Here is an 18,679-nt window from a genome sequence, read left to right on the forward strand (position 1 = left end):
TTAAAGTGACCAGTATCGCAGTTGCACGCCATGCATAGGCAACATCATACTCCCCCCCTCTAGACCAACTCCACCTCCACGCACCTATCATCACCGCCACAAAGCACTTCATAACTCACCAACCTACTTTGGTAATTACCCGGCCCCCCCTGGCCGGTATTGGAGATTTGTAATCCGCGGTTATTATTACCACCCAACCTACGTCTTCTAATTGCGGCGATTACCCCTATCACAATCACTATTATTATTAGTATTAGGACAATCCAGAGTAGTACGTTTGGCGCTGGCTTCACGGTTACGTAGGTTGTTACTGACTCGGTCAATGGGTATAGCGAACCCGTCTGATTCCATATAAACGTAAGCACCAGTGGGTAACTACCTGGCCTTGCGTTTGAGTCCACGTCAACTAGGAATGTGACGTTTATTTCCTGCCCAGGCTTTAGATCACCTATGAATGCTTGAGATGCCGTTAATGCCGAGAGTGGATTGCTCGATGATACGTGGGGCTGTATTACCTGGCCCGTGGATATAGTCACCATTATGTTCTTAGCCTCCACGGGCCCCTCATTCATTATCGTAATCGTTACTGGAACCTTGGATGCGCCAGGCGATAGCGTTGGTGAGGTGATTGTGCTGAGAAGCGCGCCTAGGTTTGATAGGCTTGGGTTCGGTGGTTGTGGATAACTAACACTCACGATTATTAGGTTTGCCCTAGGCCTCACATTTAATACGTAATACCTGGTTGTTAACCCGCCATCGTAGGTTACGGTTATGCTCATCGTGTAATTACCTGGATTGCTCGGTAGACTCACAGGTATTGTAAGCTGAATTGGCTGGCCAGGCGGTATTGCACCAAGTATTAACGGCATACTCACCAATGGCGAGGCGCCCGTTCCATTTATGAGGAGCTCAGCGTCGTAGGCGATCCCAGACCCTATGTTAACAATGCTTAGTATTAACTGGGCCATTGGGTAGCCCTGGAATACCTCAGGTGGGTTTGTGGCTATGGACTGAATATAGACAATGGGCTCCTGAGGAACCACCAGCGTTGCGTTGATCACATCGTCAACGCCCGTGAAGTAATCAACCCTAAGTTCCAGTGTATAATTACCCTGCGGTATGTAGTTGGGTACGTATGCGTAAAACGTCAATGGCACGGGTTGACCAGGTGGTAAAGCTGGAAGGTGTTGCGTTGTGTTTACTATATCGAGCTGCGGTGGTGCTGATAATAGGGTAACCGTGACATTGTAGACAGGAGTATTTCCGTAGTTGGTTAGGTATATCGTTATGGGTACGTAGGACTTAGGCAATGCCTGAACAACATTATCCGGCGTGCCTATCATGGCCGTCGCCTCAAAACCAACATAACCAAGTATGGGTATTGAAACATTGGTACTCACGCTCTCCGAGGATTGGGAGGTGGATATTGAGGGTATCGAACCCATCACAGTCGGTATCTGTATCGTAACCGGGACAGTCTTAACACCGGTTATGACAGGCTCGCCATTATATAATGTCGTGGTTACCAACGTGGTAACGGGTATTGATATGGTCTGATAGACAATCAGTGGTTTAACGCTAGTCGTTATATTAACCTCCGTGTAATTAACGGTTACCGGCACCTGGTAAATACCCATCGATACGCCTGGATCAACCTGCACATAAACAATGCATGAGCTATTACCCTCAGGCGGTACAACCGGTATTTGGCAGTAATTAGATGTGGAATTGACATAATAAATGGGCTTTATCAATGATGAGTTTATGGTTATGGTCATGTTAAACAGGTAAGCCTGCGTCGGATTAAACACAGTAAACACTAGGTATGAATCCTCGCCAGGCGCCACGGGCTGATTTAACAGCCAGTGCGCCAGCACTATTATAGATAGTGATATCGGATCCATCGAAACACACAAAACAAGCACCCTCTTTAAAAACCATTCTCAGTTATCGAATAGATATCGATGAAGTGTACGTACAAAAAATTAATAAACCAAGGACAATGAATAATGAGCTTGCGGGGGGGGTGCCCGAGCCAGGTCAAAGGGGGGGACGGGTTTAGGTCCCGTTGGCGAAGGCCTGCGTGGGTTCGAATCCCACCCCCCCCGCACCAGAAGTTGAATTATCTATGAATCAATTCGTTTTCATCTCAATCGGTGACTGTTTTTCATAGGACCTAAAACGCGCCCAGGTGATTAAACACTCAGTAAAGCATGGTTATTGCTCGTTAATGGCCATTGATGAATTAAGCAATGACCACGCCTACTAATCCTTAATTACTTAAAGTGGGGGCCGAAATCCAAAGTTTATTATTCTGTGAGTAGGGATTTTTAGCCCATGCATCTCGCGGTCTTCGTATGCTCATAAAGCATACGTATGAGGGTAATGATGATGTTAACCTGGCGATTGTAGCAGTCGTGGGTTTAGTATTTTCAATAGCGCTTTTACTCTTTGTTAGGCTTATTAGGCCCATAAGTCTGTCTGTGCATAGGGAATTGGCTGGTGTTGGTATATTTGTTGCATCAATACTCTTCTTCCTGTGGCTGTTAATATCGTCAGTGAAGGATAAACGCAAGGGTTAAACGGCTTATTAAGCCCCCCCTAATAATCCTCATTACGATAGCCTTATTACCATTAAATCGCTGTATATTGGTCCCTTTGGCGTTAGCACACTTCTCTTTAGCTTTATTGAGTCCACGGTTTGTGTTCCGAAGTCCATGTTCTCGTACTTCCTAACAACCTCCATGTACTTATCCCTATTCCTAACGTACTTAACCCTGGCAATGGTTAGGTGTGGTACGAAACCCCTCTCATCCCTCTCGCCGATGTCTCCCGTGAGCTTCATTATTAATTCATGCAGGTTCATCAAGTCCCTCGCGCCCTCCTCAATGCCGACCCAGATAACCCTTGGCCTCTCTATGTTTGGGAATGCCCCCAATCCCCCTAATGTGCATTGTGAATTGATTATACCTAACATTGCCGAGTCTCTTCTTCAACTCCTCAACAAGATCCTTGCTTACTTCGCCAATGAACCTTAGGGTTATGTGTAGGTTCTCGGGCTCCACGGGCTTCATGTCAACGCCAGCGCCCATGAACTCCCTCTGCATTTTAATTATTGGGTCCTTCAGCTGATCCGTCAGGTCCACGGCTATGAATACCTATATAACTCCCTGGACATTACCTATGCTAATGCAGCAATTAATTTAATTTTAACTATTGGGCTGTTCCCTTCCTAATCATCTCATAAATCCACTTATTAAGGTACTCACACCTCTCGGGTGTTATTTCATCGGTAGTCCCGCAGATGTCGATGTAGGGGCAGTAGAAGCAGGGTATCCTGGTTAGCAGGTCGTATGTGAGGACCTTCATTAATGACCCAGCTTCCGTCAACTCCCTGGCCACGGCCATGCCCAGCTCCGTCAACCTTACCTTATACATGACCCTCTTACCACTACCAACATTCTCCTTGGTGAGCAAGCCCCCCCTCTTCTCAAGCTTATTAATGAATGGCATACCAGCCTTACTCTTAATGCCCATGACCCTCCAAATATCCCTAAGCATGATCTCGCCACCAGCCTTGTAAATCTCCTCAAGAATCCTCGTCTCCTTATCACTCAACTCCTTAATTAATGAGGATACGTCACCACTCACGAACAAAGGCAGCAAAGTACATCCCTTTAAAAATTTCTAGCCACACCACAGCGACTTAAGCCGCGCCGTGCCAAGCCAGGGCCTAAAGAAATTAAAAAGAAATTAATTACTTTTAATAAATAGATTAATACATGGAGGGCTAGACCTCAATAATTATGTTTATCTTAGACACAACCTCCTTATAGCGATTCCTAATCGTTACATCAGTCACGCCGGATGCCTCAGCAACATCACGCTGTCTCTTCCTAACGCCCATTAGGGTTACGGCTATGTAGACCGCCGATGCAACTAACGCGTAGAATGTCCTACCGTTAGTTAGTCGTTTACGTTGACCCTCATTAATTATCTCCATGGCCAGCTTTGTCACGTGATACCTAATGTCCTCACTAAGCTTAAGCGCATTAATCACCCTTTGGAGGAATCTACCAAGCTCCTCCTGGCTCTTTACAATCACGTCGCCATTACCAATGACCCCCCCCTAACAAGGCCAAGCAACCTACTAATTCTCTTACTCCTCTCGACATTCAATGCGTTCCTCAGTTCGCGGAGTGGGCAGACGACTTTAGACCTCTTGCAGGCCACGTAGAGTAGGACCAGGGCTAGGTCCTTAGTCCTGACGCCCCCCCTGAGGTCATGCCTACTGGCTAACTGCCTGAAGAGGACCATGGCCTCGTCGATCACGTTATCGGGCAAATTCAACTCATACTTAACGGGCTTAATCACATCGAGAAGTTCGGCAATCCTCCTCTCAGTATATTGATACTGATTATACCTATTAAGCCTAATCAATGCCCTCAACTTATTGTGGAGCAGTAGGTTGTGCTTCACGCTAATAACGGAATTACCAAGGCCCTGACCAGGTAGTGCGGGGGGGCTTATTGGCTTGGCCCTCTCATGGACTAAGGCCTCATCACCACTAAACGCCCTCCACTCGGGTCCTAAATCCATCACGTGCTCCTCAATCACAAGGCCGCAATGCCTACAGACTAACTCACCCCTCTCTGGGTCGAAGACTATGTCCGTTGAGCCGCAATTAGGGCATACAAGCCTCTCCGTCTTAATTAACTTATTTGCCGTGACCATGGCCACCACCCCCCCTCCTTCTTCTCAGGTCTATATCCCTAACGTATGCGGACTTACCCACGAAATCCTCAGGTCTCGATAATTGAGGATCTAACTTAACTAGGCCGTAGGGTGAATTCACGGGACCAATAATGTCGTATAAAACCCCCCCAGCCTCTTCATTGCGTAGTCGTATATCGTAATACCAAGCGGGGGGGGCGTTAGTGATAGTTTAATTACGAACCTCCTGTCATGGGATAAATGCATGATATCGCCTATCTTCTTGAGCATCTAACGTATACGTCGTATACAATATTTAAAAGTAATACTTTTCGTCATGGAGAATACGGTTGTAATACAACAATATCAGGCGAGGAATAATAAGATATGTATATACTTAAGTATAGACATAATGTGTAGTATGTATAATAATACGAAATAAATTTAAATATGTATAATGGCTTTAGTGCGTGCTCGTTGTTATTGCGTTGGGTGGGAATGCCTTCGCGAGGGAGGGTGCTAGGTTGGTTCACCTGAGGAGCAGTGGGAGAGTGTTAGGTTGGCGGCGAGTGATGTGGCGACATGATTGAGGAGGGCTTTGACGTGGTTGTTACCCATGGTAATGGGCCACAGGCTGGTTTACTCGCCGAGAGGGTTGGTGATTACCTGAGCCTTGACATGATCGACGCTGCTACCGAGGGTTGGATGGGCTACTTAATAGCCAATGCCCTGACCAATGAGTTCCTGCGGCGGGGGGGTATTCGGCGGAGCCCCCGTCATTGTTGTTTCACGGTCAATCGTTAATAAAAACGATCCAGCCTTTCAAAATCCCACGAAGTACATAGGCCCAATATATGATAAGGAGACCGCGGATAGATTATCGAGGGAGAGGGGGGGTTGGGTTTTCAAGTGGGATGCTCGTGGTGGGTTTAGGAGGGTTGTACCATCACCGGAGCCCATGGGCATCATGGAGCTCGACCTAATTAGGCTATTGCTGAGGGAGGGCTACGTACCCATAGCCGTGGGTGGTGGTGGGATCCCCCCCGTTATCGTTAATGGCGAAGTTCAGGGTGTTGAGGCTGTCATTGATAAGGACCTAGCCAGCCAGGTGCTTGCCAACGCCATTAATGCCGATTACTTATTGATACTGACTGACGTGGATTACGTATACATTAATTACAAGAAGCCCAATCAGAAGAGGTTGACTGAGGTCACGGTTAGTGAACTCGAGAGGTACTATAATGAGGGTCAATTCCCACCGGGCAGTATGGGGCCGAAGGTCCTGGCATCCATCAGGTTCATAAGGAACGGCGGAAAAACAGCATACATAGGGCCACTAGGTAGGGCTAGGGACATCATTAGGGGGGGTAAGATTGGGACTAAGATAGTGAGATAGAAGGTAAATTTTAATTTTAATTTTGTAGGACTTAATCAGTCTATGATTCTTTGTTGAAAACCGTCATTACCTCATCGCTTACGTAACCTCCCCTGAATATTGAACCCTTCAGTTCAGGCTGATACTTAGGTATAACCCACTGTGTCATTAATGGTACGTATATCAGGCCCGAGAGTAGGAAGGATATTAGCCATGAGTTGCTGAATATTATGTTGTGGTATGGTATGAAGGGTGCGTAGATTATGAACTCCACAATTGCGAAGGTTATGAAGGCTGCGGGGGGGTTAATGCCCCTCCAGTACCTAAACCTACCCCTGCTCCAGAATACGTCGGTTAATTCAAACTTAAAGCGCCTTATTAATGCGTAGTCAAATATTATAATGCCCTCAACAGACCCCCAGCAATCCGCCATACGTCAGTAACCAATTATATAGGTAGCCGTATGCCGAGCCGTAGTAAGTCCATGCACCAAGTATTACCGAGACCGCGATCACTATTAATGCACCCCTGAACCAGGTTAGTTTTCTCGGGAATGTGTTTGCAAAGTCATATGCTGGACCAACGGTGTTTGCGAATACGTTGACGGAGAACGTGGCCAGTAGGAAAAGAGTGTTTAGTAGTATTGCGAGTGTTGGGCTTAGGTATAGTGTTGACGCCAGGATTGGGTCCCAAATAGCTACGTGGTACACCTGCTCTATGGCTCCCGTAGTCATGACACCGAGCAACGCGATAATGAGCATCATGAATGGCATTGGTACCTGACCAACTGCCTGCGCGAATTGGCTTTTAGCGAACCTTGTGTAGTCCGGCATTGATAATGCCATTGTGGCCCAATAGGCTATGTTTGCGTTCAGGAATGCAAACCACATAACCCAGTAATTAATTCCGGTCACCGTGGGCTTAATCGAGAATATCTGCCCAAAGTTCCAGTGGGATAGCTCATGAAGTTGTACCAAAGTATTACGAAGCCGAGTAGCACCAACGGTGCCGCGAGCCTTGCGAACCACTTAAGGGCCGGCTGCGCCTCAGGCACCGGCGAGAAGTAGAGCAATGCTATTTGCAGTAGTATTATTGCCGCAAAGGTTATCCAGAAGACCTGCGGGAAGGCTAGACTTAATGTGTATGGACTGGCGATGCCCTTGCTACGTAGCCCTCTATCACGCTTAACTTATGCGTCAATACTGCGTATATGCCACGCAGCCTCAGTCATTATGTAGGTCTCTATCCCCCCCCACCAACCAGCCCCCCCAATGACTGCCCTAATCCAGCTCGGGAATATGGCGCCGTAGACTCCCCCCCACCTAGTCCTCGTTAAGACGGGCTCTGGTATTCCGTACCTCGCACCACCGTGGCTCTGTATTATCATTGGTATCAGAACTATTGCGTTGCCCAGGAACACCAGGATTATCGAGTCCAGAGTTCCTAAGCCAAAGGACAAGCCAACACTTGCCAATGACCAGCTGGGCACTATGAACGCCATGCCGAACCAAATAGCTGCATAGGTATACCAGTCCCAGCTTCTCTTCCTTATTGGCGTTGGGTGGAAGTCAACATTCCATAGGAACTTCTCCTCTGGGTATCCCCCCCTGGTTAATTCAACTTGGCCTCTTTTCACGTCGTATTTAACGGCTTCTAACCTGTCCGTTGGGTAGACCAAGATGCCCTCACCACGTCTCAGGAAGTCCTTATAAGGGTTACTCATAATTTAAGAATTGGATAGGTTAAATTATTATTGAGCCAGTTCTGTAGTGAGTAGGGTCTTCTTTATGGGCGTTGTGGTTGCAAAACCAATGGATGGCTCATTGATTATTAAATTGAACAGGCCGGAGAAGAGGAATGCGTTCAGTCTAGAGTTGACCCTAAGTGTTAAAGATGCAGTAGCCCTGGGTTGTAGGGATTACAAAGGCGTCATAATTACTGGCGAGGGTAGGGTATTCTCCGCAGGTCTTGATCTAGCCGAGATCTATGGCTTTAAGACGATTGAGGATGCCAGGAAATACTTCTCCGCGATTAGGGATTTAGCCGTTACTATCGCAAATTGTGATAAGCCGGTGATAGCCCTCGTTAATGGATCGGCCTATGGATTTGCAACAGAGCTTCTGTACTTTGTTGATCAGGTGGTTGCCGTTAGGGGTTCCGAGTTCTCACTACCCGGTATTAGGTATGGGCTTGTGCCGGTAACACCGGCCTTCGCGCCATACCTCTTCGGCATGCTTAGGTCCAGGTTCTTCCTGGATAGGGACTTTAAATTAAGCACTGATGAGGCCGTTAGCTGGGGGGGTCTAGTCCATAGAATTGTCAATAACGTTGATGAGGGATTGAGTGCAGCCCTAGAACTCATTAATAAGATGAGTGCCGTGCCCCACGGCGTCTACAAAACAATTAAGAGGTTAATGATCTCCTCATTAATCAACGAGGTCAGTGATAGGTGGGATGAGCTTTTGAATACCCTGGCTGAGGAATCACTGAAACCCGAGGTTAAGGCGAGGCTTGAGGAATTCCTCAAGAAGTAATGTTATTAAGTATTGTATCCGTATTTCCCTTAATGATCGAGATATTCAATAGCGACGAATATCGAGTTTACGTTAATGATTACGCAATGATTTTCAAGCCAAAAAACATTAATGGCAATGTGCTACTACTACCACCGCCGGGTGTTAAGCCTCAATTCTACTCAGTACTGGCGATACTACTTGTTAAGTTCGGTATTGAGGTGGTAATGCCGAGGCGTCACCTACCGTGTAATAAGCCAGGGCTTGGGCGAATCATTAGTAAATTACTCGAGAGGGATAATTATGACTTAATCGTAATGATTGGCTTCGACTTAGACGTAGTTAGTAATCCTAAGTTGGTCATTGGGCTTGGCGGTGATAATTTCATTAAGCAATTGATTAGGTCAAACGTACCTGGGTCCGTCCATGAACTGCCAATTAATGAGTGTGAATGGGTTAAGGATAGTGTTAGGAACGCTAATTTAAGCATTAATGAGGAGTTGCCCTCACTTAACACGATCATTAGGATTAGGGACTTAATCCTCAACACCCTACACTTGGGAGGTGTAAGTAAAAATAATTAATTAACTAGCGATTAAGTCCTCTGTGAGGGTACCACTCTTCATAGAGTTTAGTGGTAGGAATGTGCTTGTGGTTGGAGGTGGCGGTGTTGGTACGAGGAGGGCTATTAAGTTCCTCCTGGCAGGGGGGGCCAATGTGAGGGTGTTAAGTCTCGAATTTAGTAGTGAGTTGCTTCGTTATGCTGAGCAGGGTAGGGTAGAGTTAATTAAGGGTGATGCTCATGATGAGGAATTACTTAGGAGGAACATTGAGTGGGCTGACTTGGTGGTCATTGCGACTAATGACCCTGCAATTAATGAGAGGGTTAGGGAGTTGGCCAGAAGTATGCGGAAGTTCTTCAATGACGCCACGAGCGCGGATGAGACTGAGGTCGTGGTTCCCTTTGAGGGTGAGATTAATGGCATTAGGATTGCTGTAACGACTGAGGGGGGGCTCAGCGGTATTATAGCTAGGAGAACCCTTGATAGGATAATGAATATGCTTAGGGAGGATGAGGAGTTAATGAATATGGCGAGGGTTTGGTATGCAGTTAAGAGTAGGCTTAAGGAGGTCGTGAGCGACGTAAGGGCCAGGCTAAGTCTATACATGGAGTTGGACAATGATGAGAAATTCAACGAGTTGGCTAGGAAGGGGTTGGTTAATGAGGCTTTGAATTATGTAATGAGCAAGATTTCAACTCGTAATTAGGAGACTTGCTTTAAGGACCACCAAAGGCCCTATCCCCCCCCGCATCACCCAGCCAGGCACTATGTAGCCCTTCTCATTAATCTCAGGGTCTATCGAAACCGTGTATATCTCGGCAAATGGGTATTCCCTAAGAACCCTCTCTATTCCGTACTTAGTGGCTATGACGCTGGCTATGATCGTCCTCTTCGGGCTCCCATACTTAAAGACATGCCTTAACACTGAGGTTATTGTAGAGCCAGTCGCGAGCATAGGATCAGCGACTATGAGTATGTCATCCTCAAATATCCTAGGAACCTTCACATACGTGATCTCAATGTCAAAGTCTAGCGAGCCAGGTTTATGGGATTCCTCAACCCTCCTTGCACTGACAACGCCCATCCTGGCATTCGCGAAAATCTTGACTAAACCCTCAACCAACGGCATGGCAGCCCTAAGAACCTGGATAATGACCACGTGATCGAGATCCCTAATCCTAACGCCCTTAGCCTTAACGCCCAGTGGAGTCTCCACCTCAATGGTCTCTATGTCCATGGACTTCACAATTTCATAACCCATTAACCTACCAAGCCTAACAAGGCCCTTCCTGAACTCGATTTGCTTGGTATTTCTATCCCTGAGAGTCGTTAAGATAGCCTGCGCCAGTGGGTGATCAATAACGACAACCCTACCCAAGGAAACCCGCCATAACCGTGAAAGCGCACATTTAAAGAACTTTCGCTGTTCAGTAACTAAGTACTACAGGTGATGACAATGGTAGCCACTGATGAGTGACGATGGTCCAAAGCGCTGACTGCTCAGTAAGTAACTGTCCTTATGGAATCCCTAGCCAACTCAAGGACCTCAAGCCTATCAACATTTAGGTAGGCCTTCAACGTATTTATAAAAGTCTCAACACCCTTACCTGGATTGAAGAACGGCGACTTATACTGAGCGCCTGAGGCGTACTTGTGACCACCACCACCGAGTTTCGTAGCCACCTGGGTACAGTCATAGGGGGGGCTATCCCTATCAGCCCCCCCGCAGTAATACCTAAAGGTCCTCCTACTTAGCCTAAGTAATATGTTTACCATCTTGGCACCCCCCCTATGCTGCAGCTCAATTGTTAATTGCCTATAGGATATCCCCCCCAGGTCAATGGGGGGGCTATATATATTGATCACATCCTTAATTGGTATTTTATCGGCAATCTTGAGCATAATCCTCTTAGCCCTGTAACCCCCCCTCTCAATCAACCTACCAATCCTGGAGTTACTCAACGACTGAAGACCATTAATTGCGAGATTCTTAACAATAAAGATCTTCTCAGGGTATGATGCAAACCTAACGGCTAGGTCAAGCTTCTCAGCCTCATCACTCGTTATGTTGGCGGTATCTGTCTCAATAGCCACCTTAACAAGGCTATTGGCTATTGGGTCATTCTCGAGATCTAGAGCCTTCATTGCCATGAGGGCTGAGCAGGGCGCCTCCGGGTCATAAAACTCAACCTTGGCGCAGGGCTTGTTGGTTCTGTGGTGGTCAGCCCTTATAAGGACCTTACCTGGCATGGTAGATCCGCCACGAAGGTCCAGAAGAAGTGCTTGATCCACCAGGATCTATTAACCTCGCTTGGCGCCGCAAGTACTACGACACCATTCGGGTACTTCCTTAGGAATAAGGCGGCGCTCGTTATACCATCAACATCACCACTATCACAAAGCGCCAATGGCCTATTACTCAGCTTAGCCCATAGCGCCGATAAAAACCTCCTCATGAGCATAAACCTGCTAATTAATTCCTTAAAATTATTTTTCCTTAAGATATCTTGAGCAGACAGGGCAATTCTCAACCCTACTAAGCTTTATCTCATCAATGACCCAATTCTTACCATCAATTATCAACAACTTATTAATGAGGGGCTCACCAATGCCCGTTATTAACTTAATTACCTCCGTAGCCTCTATCGACGCCACAACACCAACCACAGGACCAACGACAGGGCAGTAACCAACGCACTGGGGGGGTAATGACCTAACCTGGACCAACTCATAGAGGCAGGGAGTCTTACCTGGTATTATTGTCGATACTTGGCCGTACCAACCATTCACCGCGCCGTGGACCAGGGGGGGCTTCCTCAACTTAACAATGGCCTCATTCAACACCTGCCTACTCATCCAATTATCGAGTGCGTCAACCACGACATCGGCATCCTTAATGATCTCCTCAGCGTTCTCACTGGTTAACGCCTCATTCACCGGCCTTAACTTAACCGTTGAGTTAATGTCGTGAAGCCTCCTCGCCGCAACCTCAACCTTTGGCTTACCAACATCCTCCTCCCTATATAGTAACTGCCTGTGGAGGTCCGTGAGGTTTACCGTGTCATAATCAATTATTGTTAACTCACCAACACCGGCACCAACCAGGTACATCGAGACCAGGGTCCCAAGGCCACCTAGCCAACAACGGCCACGCGAGCCCTCGAAAGCTTTTCCTGGCCCTCCCTGCCAATGACAGCGACCTGCCTTGAGTACCTATCAATCAATTGTATTGTGCCCATACCAGGAACCATTACTTAAAATTAATATTAATAAGAATTAAGCACCACGTTAGCACTAATGAGGAGTGGTAGGGCATACATGCCGTACTTACCAATACTAATGATTAGGATTGGGTCGGGGGGGCGAACACGTTCCTAATATCCTACCTATCACCAGGTAGTAACATAATGATTGGTTTAATACTGGCCTCATACCCATTTGTTGAGGCCCTGAGCTCCTTCGTGGCTGGCTATATGGCCGATAAATTGGGGGGGAGAAGGCTAACACTGATACTTGGGTATACCTGGATATTAATATTCATGGCATTGATATACCTAGCAATAGCCCTACTGAGAAATCCCCTAGCCACCGCCGCATTTAATGGCGCAATGGGCTTTGGAGCCGCCCTGGTCCTCGTATCCACCCTGGCCATGATAACGGACCTAACGGAGAAGGGATATAGGGGGTTAGGCATGGGGGTCTTCGACTTCACGAACATATTCGGCTATGCACTTGGCTATATGATGGGCTCAGTACTATACCAAGTGATTAGGGGGCCGATGGCATTCATAATACTGCTAATGTTACTGGTCATACTCTATGCGATAGTCCTTAATTACATTATGGAGACTAGACCGACCATCGGCGCGGTTTACCTAAATCCATTAAGGGGGGGTGTTTCGAGAAGGGTTATACCGACGCTACCCATTTGGTTCTCAATAACCATGATACTGGGCGCCGCGATATACTCAGGCAGGGCCATAGGGAGTATTAAGGGTGTGATGCCTATACACGTCGGCGCTCTATTCCTAGGTGCAACGCTCGTTGTCGGCCTTGGCTCGGTATTCTTTGGCTACGTATCAGACAGGCTTGGCAGGTTAAGGACGATGAGTATTGGAGTTCTGGGCGTGAGCATTGGCCTCATAATACTAACCGTATTGCTCCTATTGGGTGTTAACCCGATAATCGCCGTCGCCGCCTCAGCCCCCTTCATATTTATGGCGTCTGCCGTGGTACCATCAATACTAGCATTGACGGGTGATGAGGCATTGATAAGTATGAGGGGGGGTTCGGCAATGGGCCTATACAGCCTAGTGCTCGGGTTCGGCATGGGGGGGTTAGGAAGCATCCTGGGTAGTTACTCATATGTGAAGCTGGGGCTCGGCGGAATAGCGCTATTGGCCCTTGTAATATTCATAGTCGCATTCATACTATACGCGGTGCTCAGGGTAATCCTCCTCAGGAAATAAGTTGATAGCGAATGATCAATTGGGCATTGCCGTTTTTACCCCCCCTGAACTCAATAATTGAGGCATTAACCTCCTCACGCAGTGTAATCACCAGTGGGAAACCAAGGGCCTTAAGCCTAGCCCTCACAGAACCAAGAACAGACCTAGGGAGCTTAAGCTCATCACCAAGTCTCTTAACGACGTCCTCAATAACGCAATCAGTATAATCATCACCGCATCCCTCAAGCTCAGCCTCAATAACATCACCGCCTATATGCTCAACATACCTAATAGTACTGTTGTCTAGTATCCACTCACCGTGATAATCACCAAGCCTAACATCAACAATCGAAGACACAGCATAATAAAAATACCGCAATTAAAAAGCTAAGGCAACATAAAACCTTAAAAGTACAAATAATTTAATGAAATACGGGCCCGTAGCTCAGCCAGGTAGAGCGGTGGGCTTTTAACCCATAGGTCGTGGGTTCGAATCCCACCGGGCCCGCCAGTTTCTCGCAATCAACTTTACTACCTTATTCTTATCCATCCGTCCTTCGTCTTTACGAAATCCCTGGTCACGTTAAGGACTTTATTTCTCAATTTATTGAACATCACTGCATCACCGCATAATAGCTTACCTTCGTAGAATGCGTCGAGGAATATTGTGTTGAAGTTCTCAATTTCCCTTTCAGCCGTTAGAACGTTGACGTAATGTACCTGGGCTAGGTCATTTGATGGTTCAGTGGGTGGTTCATTACCTATGATGAGCAAGTCCCAGTCGCTATCTATCCTAGCCTCACCACGTGCTCTCGAACCAAATAATATGACCGTGTAGCCTCATTACATAGTTCTCTTATCCACTCCTCAATTTCACGATGCATTCTTAGGAGGATTTCCCTAAACATAGTTCATCACCATCTCCATGCACCTGAGGCAATCCTCAGCATCATCCTTATCATAATCAATCATACGGGCATCAGGGTATCTAGACCCTATGTACTGCTTAGTAAGAAGTTTAGCGCACCTAATGAGGTCATTGTTAATGGGCTTACTAAGTATTGAGGCTACCTGATTTAACAATGTAACTATTGAATACGTATATAATCTCGAGCCCGTTAACTCTATAAGCTTACCCTTAAGGTAAAATTCGGCAGCTTGCTGCGCAAAAAGCATGCTTCTGGGGGGGTAGAACCCCCCTATTAAGCATGTCCCTACTCAATGTCCTGTACCGCTCAGCCCTTGCGTACCACCGAGATGCCATTTACTAGGCAAGGAATTCCATTGTTATTTTTAACCCTTAATATTATGAACCTTACTCGAACTTCTGAGGTGGTATTACGTCACCATACTTACTCCTGGCATCCAACAACCTTTGTCTCTGCTCCTCCAGTACCTCGAAGAACCTCCTCGGTGTCGTAGGTATTTCTGAGTATATCTTCCAAATCCTGTCTATCTTCTCGAGGAGCTTCGTAGCCCTTATCGCGAATTGCTTCGTGTAATCCTCAAGCCTATACTCCCTATTTAGAACCTCCCTGAATAGGCCCTCAAGTCCTCATACCTCGGTATATAGCCTATGGGCGTCTTTATTGCATCAAGCTCATTATGTACCTCCTCTCCATCCACTGAAGCCAAACCCTCTTATCCTCCTTACTATTCAGGAACCTGCCCTGCTCATCCCTAAGGAAGTAATTAACGCCAAATATCTTTGGAGGTTTCGTGAGGCCCTCGCCAAACTTCAGGTAATTCGCTATGTATATGCCCAGGTCCACGGATAGGAAGTCTAGGTTAGCCATTGGGTTGAACTCCCTCTCGCCGGGCTTACCGATTACGGCAGCCGTCCTCTCCGACTCGAGGGATGCAGCTATCGTGACCACACCATGCTCCCAATTAAAGGACTCAACAACGGGGGGGACCAGCGTGTCTGGGTCCCTACCACCAAATATTACTCCGCCAACGACAACGCCATTTGGATCGTCGTAGGCAGGGTCCAGGTTCTTAAATGCTTTCAATGACACTGTGAACCTGGCGTTAGGGTGGGACGGCGGTATTGGATTGCCTTTCTCATCGGTCTTCCCCCTTCCACCACCTACCCGTGTAATTAGTGCCCCTCTCAGGCTCTGGCTTACCCATTCCATTCCAGTACACCTCTCCATCCTCGGTAATTAACACGTTCGAGAATATTATCTCGTTGGGCTTCGTCAGCACCTCGTATATTAATGGATCATCGGTTGGGTTTATACCCTCAATTATCCCGAAGACGCCTACTTCTGGATTAACCGCCCTAACCTCACCATTGACATTCCTTAGGAATGCGAGGTCATCCCCGATCAACCTACCGAGCATTGCCGTTGATGTCTTGCCCGAGTATGATGGGAATGCGCCAGTGAAGTACGTGACCCTGCCATTAGGACCCTCAACGCCTATTAGGAACATGTGCTCACTTAACCATCCTTCCTCCATAGCCCTCTTAATCGTGAGCCTAAGAGCCAGCTTCTTCAGTCCAATGCTATTACCACCGTACTGCGTGTTTACCGAGTACACAGTCTCGCCAAGTAGGTCTATGTATATCCTCCTCTGCTTGATGTTCTTGCTCTGCTTCATCTCGTTCAACTCACCCTGAGAATGAATGAACTTGAGGAACCTAGCCCTCTCACCCTGCCTGACGAATTCGTCATAGGCAGTCCTATATAGTATGTTCTCATTATGCATTACGTAGTAGGAGTCCGTTATTTGAACAGCCAATATACTGAAGGGCGAGCCTTGGGCCCAAGCGAGTAAAAGCCAACGAGCATTTCCCTACCCTTCATTACACCGTTAAGCAACGAATACATTTCCTTCAATCCCTCATCGCGATCCTTAGTCCTTATGAAGGGTAATTTCTGACCTCCAGGTAATAATATGGCTGTGTCCTCACGGGCCCTGGCCTGGTCGTAGGGACTGTCAAAGTGAACGGTATGACCAGGTGTTTTAAGAGGAATCTCCTCGCCAGTCTCTATTGCCCTCCTCCTAATGTAATCAAGATCCTCGGAACTACCCGTGTTTATAAAGACGGAATCAGGCTTGCATAAATCCACGGCCCAGGCAATGAATCGGTGAAGCTCGGGGGGGTTATTAATGTTCATTAGTCTTCGGTACATCTCATCACTCATCTTACCTCGGAGAAGCCGTTCAACCTCATCTGAAGTACTCGGTACCATTAGACCTATTACTACTTATGTCCTTATAACTATTTCTCTATAAGTCACAATACCATAACTACTGGGTAAACCCATTTAACCCTCAGTAACTCATATAAGTTCGAAATCAATAACTAATTCAATATGGCGTGGAACACGAGGTACACCCTCGCACTCCTAATAGCAATCATCGCATTACTAGTAATATCAATAGCCATTTACCTAAACCCCATAATGACAAATACAGGTAACATCCTGGCCCAGGAAAGCGCAATACAACAGCAGTACCTTGGGCCGATAAATGCAACCGCATCATCAATACTTAATTACACGAGAAGCCTCTACCACAACATAGTTAATTACTTAAGCGCAATAACCACATACCTAGAAAATATTTACTACTATCAACGCGTCAATACAACGAGCATAATAAACGCAGTAAATGGAAGCAGTGCCAGGGTAATTAATAAGTTGGTTATGGTTAACTCATCGATAATAAACTCAATAAGTGCCGCGGAGAATAATATAGAGAGTAACGTAACATCAACAATAAATAATGCGGAGAACACTGTATACAATGCCGTAATTAACGTGAGCAATTACGTGGCTAATAACAATACAGAGATAATAAGATTACTCAATAAATTAATGAAGCATGCGGTCATGTACTATCAATTATATGGTGCACCCTATGCATATATACAGCAGTCATATACCCTGTTCACATTCAGTAACCTAACACTCGTTGATGTGCTGCTCATTAATGTGAGCGTGCCCTCGGGCGGCAACGTAACTGTTTACTGCTACACGGTACCTGGCACATCAATAAGCATCCCGGTTTACTCAACTTATACGACGACCACAGAGACCATAACCATAAACATCAGTAACTACCCATGCTGGCAGGTCGTTATTCAGGCACCAGGCTCAACACTTAACTGGTACTCCGGCGTGCTTCTTTACCAGGGATGATCATGCCAATGCGTAGAGAAGGATTAAGATGAGACCTGCTAAGACCAGCGATTCGATTAGTAATTCAACGCCTATTCTCCTAACCCTACGCCTTAAATCATTCATAGGCAGTTTATCCTCCCTAACCGCAATGAGCGCCCTAATCGTTGGTTCAATAAGCACTATTAAAGGCAGTAATCCACCCACGATATATATGCCGTAGGCCAGGGCCGGCAGGCCCATGAACCAGAGGAGTGATGAGTAGTGAGGTTTAATACCCTGCCTAAAGGGTAGTTTGCCCTCCACGTATAGGGCGGAGAATGCGTGGTAAATAATCCATGTTAATGACGCCATTATTACCTTAAAGACTAAATTACCGCCCATGAGCACGTACCAAGCTAAGTACGTTGATGCTATTAACGCGGTTCCAGAAACATTAGCCAACACTGACCTGCCCCTACCACGTACAATCTCAACTATGAACAACGCTAGTGGTACCAGGGGGGGTATTACTAACCAAATGCCTAGGTACGGAATGAGTGCCAGGTATGGTGCCGTGTTTATTAGGAATAGTGAGTAATCACGTAAGCCCCTCCTCGAAATCAAGCCAAGGTGCGCCTTCACCAGGCTTACAATATTTAGTGCTGCAAGGGCTGTGGTTAGTACCAACCTGGCAACATTAATACTGTGGCTATTAATCATTACTAGTGTTATTAGGGAGAATGCGTAATTCGTAATTAATAGCGATAATGCGCCGGTGTCTGTATGAACCCTCCTACTAACTAACTTACTACTCATCACCACCTAAATGAGACAGTGGGAATAAGTGCTTCATTCGTTACAAGCCTCGAGGAGTCTGCCCTGGTCTGTATCGAGGATTAATGTTAATACGCCCATGGCATGTTTTTGAATAATTGTGGGGGGAAACCTTTATTTA

General features: G+C 46.7%; 27 protein-coding genes, 2 tRNA genes and 3 pseudogenes. 10 read left to right on the forward strand and 22 right to left on the reverse strand.

Features of this window, described 5'->3' with window-relative positions:
- Positions 1–59 precede the first annotated feature (59 nt).
- Complete coding sequence (locus JCM11217_RS09360; protein ID WP_054842761.1) at positions 60–1,904, reverse strand: hypothetical protein; 1,845 nt, start codon at positions 1,902–1,904, stop codon at positions 60–62.
- A 116-nt stretch (positions 1,905–2,020) separates the two neighbouring features.
- Here JCM11217_RS09360 and JCM11217_RS09365 point away from each other — a divergent pair.
- Together JCM11217_RS09365 and JCM11217_RS09370 are read left to right on the forward strand one after the other, a co-directional pair.
- A tRNA-Leu gene (locus tag JCM11217_RS09365) sits at positions 2,021–2,108 on the forward strand.
- A gap of 249 nt (positions 2,109–2,357) precedes the next feature.
- Positions 2,358–2,582 carry a hypothetical protein gene (locus JCM11217_RS09370; protein ID WP_054842762.1) on the forward strand — a complete coding sequence of 75 codons (225 nt, stop codon included), beginning with the start codon at positions 2,358–2,360 and terminating at the stop codon, positions 2,580–2,582.
- Positions 2,583–2,614: 32 nt separating this feature from the next.
- On the opposite strand, the gene thpR is transcribed toward JCM11217_RS09370, so the two are convergent.
- The 7 genes from thpR to JCM11217_RS15825 all read right to left on the reverse strand — a co-directional run bounded on the left by thpR (position 2,615) and on the right by JCM11217_RS15825 (position 5,004).
- Positions 2,615–2,938: an RNA 2',3'-cyclic phosphodiesterase gene (gene thpR / locus JCM11217_RS15805; protein WP_243679041.1), complete on the reverse strand. Its 324-nt coding sequence runs from the start codon at positions 2,936–2,938 to the stop codon at positions 2,615–2,617.
- Positions 2,886–3,146, reverse strand: a complete 261-nt coding sequence (locus JCM11217_RS15810) for a 2'-5' RNA ligase family protein (protein ID WP_243679042.1) — start codon at positions 3,144–3,146, stop codon at positions 2,886–2,888. The genes thpR and JCM11217_RS15810 overlap by 53 nt, the downstream gene beginning before the upstream one ends.
- A gap of 67 nt (positions 3,147–3,213) precedes the next feature.
- Positions 3,214–3,651 carry a hypothetical protein gene (locus JCM11217_RS09380; protein ID WP_054842763.1) on the reverse strand — a complete coding sequence of 146 codons (438 nt, stop codon included), beginning with the start codon at positions 3,649–3,651 and terminating at the stop codon, positions 3,214–3,216.
- Between the two features lie 139 nt (positions 3,652–3,790).
- Positions 3,791–4,105, reverse strand: coding sequence for a hypothetical protein (locus JCM11217_RS15815; RefSeq protein ID WP_243679043.1), 315 nt, complete (start codon positions 4,103–4,105; stop codon positions 3,791–3,793).
- Positions 4,102–4,734 (reverse strand): transcription initiation factor IIB family protein, encoded by a 633-nt coding sequence (locus tag JCM11217_RS09385; RefSeq protein ID WP_243679104.1) that lies wholly within the window; start codon positions 4,732–4,734, stop codon positions 4,102–4,104. The genes JCM11217_RS15815 and JCM11217_RS09385 overlap by 4 nt, the downstream gene beginning before the upstream one ends.
- Positions 4,718–4,855: a hypothetical protein gene (locus JCM11217_RS15820; RefSeq protein WP_243679044.1), complete on the reverse strand. Its 138-nt coding sequence runs from the start codon at positions 4,853–4,855 to the stop codon at positions 4,718–4,720. The genes JCM11217_RS09385 and JCM11217_RS15820 overlap by 17 nt, the downstream gene beginning before the upstream one ends.
- On the reverse strand, positions 4,852–5,004 hold the full coding sequence (locus JCM11217_RS15825) for a hypothetical protein (RefSeq protein WP_243679045.1): 153 nt from the start codon (positions 5,002–5,004) through the stop codon (positions 4,852–4,854). The genes JCM11217_RS15820 and JCM11217_RS15825 overlap by 4 nt, the downstream gene beginning before the upstream one ends.
- 291 nt (positions 5,005–5,295) lie before the next feature.
- On the opposite strand from JCM11217_RS15825, the gene JCM11217_RS15830 reads away from it, so the two are divergent.
- Positions 5,296–5,517 (forward strand): hypothetical protein, encoded by a 222-nt coding sequence (locus tag JCM11217_RS15830; protein WP_243679046.1) that lies wholly within the window; start codon positions 5,296–5,298, stop codon positions 5,515–5,517.
- Positions 5,450–6,109 carry a carbamate kinase gene (locus tag JCM11217_RS09395; RefSeq protein ID WP_243679047.1) on the forward strand — a complete coding sequence of 220 codons (660 nt, stop codon included), beginning with the start codon at positions 5,450–5,452 and terminating at the stop codon, positions 6,107–6,109. The genes JCM11217_RS15830 and JCM11217_RS09395 overlap by 68 nt, the downstream gene beginning before the upstream one ends.
- A gap of 40 nt (positions 6,110–6,149) precedes the next feature.
- Here the strand turns inward: JCM11217_RS09395 and JCM11217_RS15835 are convergent, their stop codons facing one another.
- The 3 genes from JCM11217_RS15835 to JCM11217_RS15845 form a co-directional block, all read right to left on the reverse strand.
- Positions 6,150–6,521, reverse strand: coding sequence for a hypothetical protein (locus JCM11217_RS15835; RefSeq protein WP_243679048.1), 372 nt, complete (start codon positions 6,519–6,521; stop codon positions 6,150–6,152).
- Positions 6,496–7,065: a cytosine permease gene (locus JCM11217_RS15840; protein WP_243679049.1), complete on the reverse strand. Its 570-nt coding sequence runs from the start codon at positions 7,063–7,065 to the stop codon at positions 6,496–6,498. The genes JCM11217_RS15835 and JCM11217_RS15840 overlap by 26 nt, the downstream gene beginning before the upstream one ends.
- Before the next feature lie 212 nt (positions 7,066–7,277).
- On the reverse strand, positions 7,278–7,811 hold the full coding sequence (locus JCM11217_RS15845; protein ID WP_243679050.1) for a cytosine permease: 534 nt from the start codon (positions 7,809–7,811) through the stop codon (positions 7,278–7,280).
- Between the two features lie 46 nt (positions 7,812–7,857).
- On the opposite strand from JCM11217_RS15845, the gene JCM11217_RS09405 reads away from it, so the two are divergent.
- Genes JCM11217_RS09405 through JCM11217_RS09415 form a run of 3 tightly spaced genes read left to right on the forward strand, consistent with a single transcriptional unit; the run spans position 7,858 to position 9,870 of the window.
- Positions 7,858–8,622: an enoyl-CoA hydratase/isomerase family protein gene (locus JCM11217_RS09405; RefSeq protein ID WP_243679051.1), complete on the forward strand. Its 765-nt coding sequence runs from the start codon at positions 7,858–7,860 to the stop codon at positions 8,620–8,622.
- A gap of 32 nt (positions 8,623–8,654) precedes the next feature.
- Positions 8,655–9,185 (forward strand): hypothetical protein, encoded by a 531-nt coding sequence (locus tag JCM11217_RS09410; RefSeq protein ID WP_054842809.1) that lies wholly within the window; start codon positions 8,655–8,657, stop codon positions 9,183–9,185.
- Between the two features lie 22 nt (positions 9,186–9,207).
- Positions 9,208–9,870, forward strand: a complete 663-nt coding sequence (locus JCM11217_RS09415) for a bifunctional precorrin-2 dehydrogenase/sirohydrochlorin ferrochelatase (RefSeq protein ID WP_054842764.1) — start codon at positions 9,208–9,210, stop codon at positions 9,868–9,870.
- 10 nt (positions 9,871–9,880) lie between these two features.
- Here the strand turns inward: JCM11217_RS09415 and upp are convergent.
- From upp to JCM11217_RS09430, 4 genes and pseudogenes are all read right to left on the reverse strand, one after another.
- A pseudogene (upp, locus tag JCM11217_RS09420) lies at positions 9,881–10,542 on the reverse strand (uracil phosphoribosyltransferase).
- A gap of 122 nt (positions 10,543–10,664) precedes the next feature.
- A complete protein-coding gene (locus tag JCM11217_RS09425; protein WP_243679052.1) occupies positions 10,665–11,414 on the reverse strand; it encodes a Fis family transcriptional regulator in 750 nt (249 codons plus the stop codon).
- A complete protein-coding gene (locus tag JCM11217_RS15850; RefSeq protein WP_243679053.1) occupies positions 11,393–11,620 on the reverse strand; it encodes a hypothetical protein in 228 nt (75 codons plus the stop codon). The genes JCM11217_RS09425 and JCM11217_RS15850 overlap by 22 nt, the downstream gene beginning before the upstream one ends.
- A 31-nt stretch (positions 11,621–11,651) precedes the next feature.
- Positions 11,652–12,403, reverse strand: a pseudogene (locus tag JCM11217_RS09430) (HesA/MoeB/ThiF family protein).
- A gap of 168 nt (positions 12,404–12,571) precedes the next feature.
- Here JCM11217_RS09430 and JCM11217_RS09435 point away from each other — a divergent pair.
- Positions 12,572–13,633 (forward strand): MFS transporter, encoded by a 1,062-nt coding sequence (locus JCM11217_RS09435; protein ID WP_243679054.1) that lies wholly within the window; start codon positions 12,572–12,574, stop codon positions 13,631–13,633.
- Here JCM11217_RS09435 and JCM11217_RS09440 read toward each other — a convergent pair.
- Positions 13,623–13,970: a hypothetical protein gene (locus tag JCM11217_RS09440; RefSeq protein WP_054842765.1), complete on the reverse strand. Its 348-nt coding sequence runs from the start codon at positions 13,968–13,970 to the stop codon at positions 13,623–13,625. The genes JCM11217_RS09435 and JCM11217_RS09440 overlap by 11 nt on opposite strands.
- 76 nt (positions 13,971–14,046) lie before the next feature.
- On the opposite strand from JCM11217_RS09440, the gene JCM11217_RS09445 reads away from it, so the two are divergent.
- A tRNA-Lys gene (locus JCM11217_RS09445) sits at positions 14,047–14,123 on the forward strand.
- A gap of 20 nt (positions 14,124–14,143) precedes the next feature.
- Here the strand turns inward: JCM11217_RS09445 and JCM11217_RS09450 are convergent.
- The 5 genes and pseudogenes from JCM11217_RS09450 to JCM11217_RS15865 form a co-directional block, all read right to left on the reverse strand.
- Positions 14,144–14,520: pseudogene (locus JCM11217_RS09450) on the reverse strand (nucleotidyltransferase domain-containing protein).
- Positions 14,513–14,788: a HEPN domain-containing protein gene (locus JCM11217_RS09455; RefSeq protein ID WP_243679055.1), complete on the reverse strand. Its 276-nt coding sequence runs from the start codon at positions 14,786–14,788 to the stop codon at positions 14,513–14,515. The pseudogene JCM11217_RS09450 and the gene JCM11217_RS09455 overlap by 8 nt, the downstream one beginning before the upstream one ends.
- Before the next feature lie 410 nt (positions 14,789–15,198).
- Positions 15,199–15,630 (reverse strand): phosphoenolpyruvate carboxykinase domain-containing protein, encoded by a 432-nt coding sequence (locus JCM11217_RS15855; protein WP_243679056.1) that lies wholly within the window; start codon positions 15,628–15,630, stop codon positions 15,199–15,201.
- A 46-nt stretch (positions 15,631–15,676) separates the two neighbouring features.
- Complete coding sequence (locus JCM11217_RS15860; protein ID WP_243679057.1) at positions 15,677–16,357, reverse strand: phosphoenolpyruvate carboxykinase domain-containing protein; 681 nt, start codon at positions 16,355–16,357, stop codon at positions 15,677–15,679.
- A complete protein-coding gene (locus JCM11217_RS15865; protein ID WP_243679058.1) occupies positions 16,342–16,812 on the reverse strand; it encodes a hypothetical protein in 471 nt (156 codons plus the stop codon). Before JCM11217_RS15865 ends, JCM11217_RS15860 begins: the two co-directional genes overlap by 16 nt.
- Positions 16,813–16,935: 123 nt before the next feature.
- On the opposite strand from JCM11217_RS15865, the gene JCM11217_RS09465 reads away from it, so the two are divergent.
- Positions 16,936–17,763: a hypothetical protein gene (locus JCM11217_RS09465; protein WP_054842766.1), complete on the forward strand. Its 828-nt coding sequence runs from the start codon at positions 16,936–16,938 to the stop codon at positions 17,761–17,763.
- Here the strand turns inward: JCM11217_RS09465 and JCM11217_RS09470 are convergent, their stop codons facing one another.
- Positions 17,764–18,540 carry a hypothetical protein gene (locus tag JCM11217_RS09470; protein WP_054842767.1) on the reverse strand — a complete coding sequence of 259 codons (777 nt, stop codon included), beginning with the start codon at positions 18,538–18,540 and terminating at the stop codon, positions 17,764–17,766.
- Positions 18,541–18,679 lie beyond the last annotated feature (139 nt).

Origin of the sequence: Vulcanisaeta distributa JCM 11217, assembly GCF_001316005.1 — an archaeon.
GTDB classification, from domain to species: domain Archaea; phylum Thermoproteota; class Thermoprotei; order Thermoproteales; family Thermocladiaceae; genus Vulcanisaeta; species Vulcanisaeta distributa_B.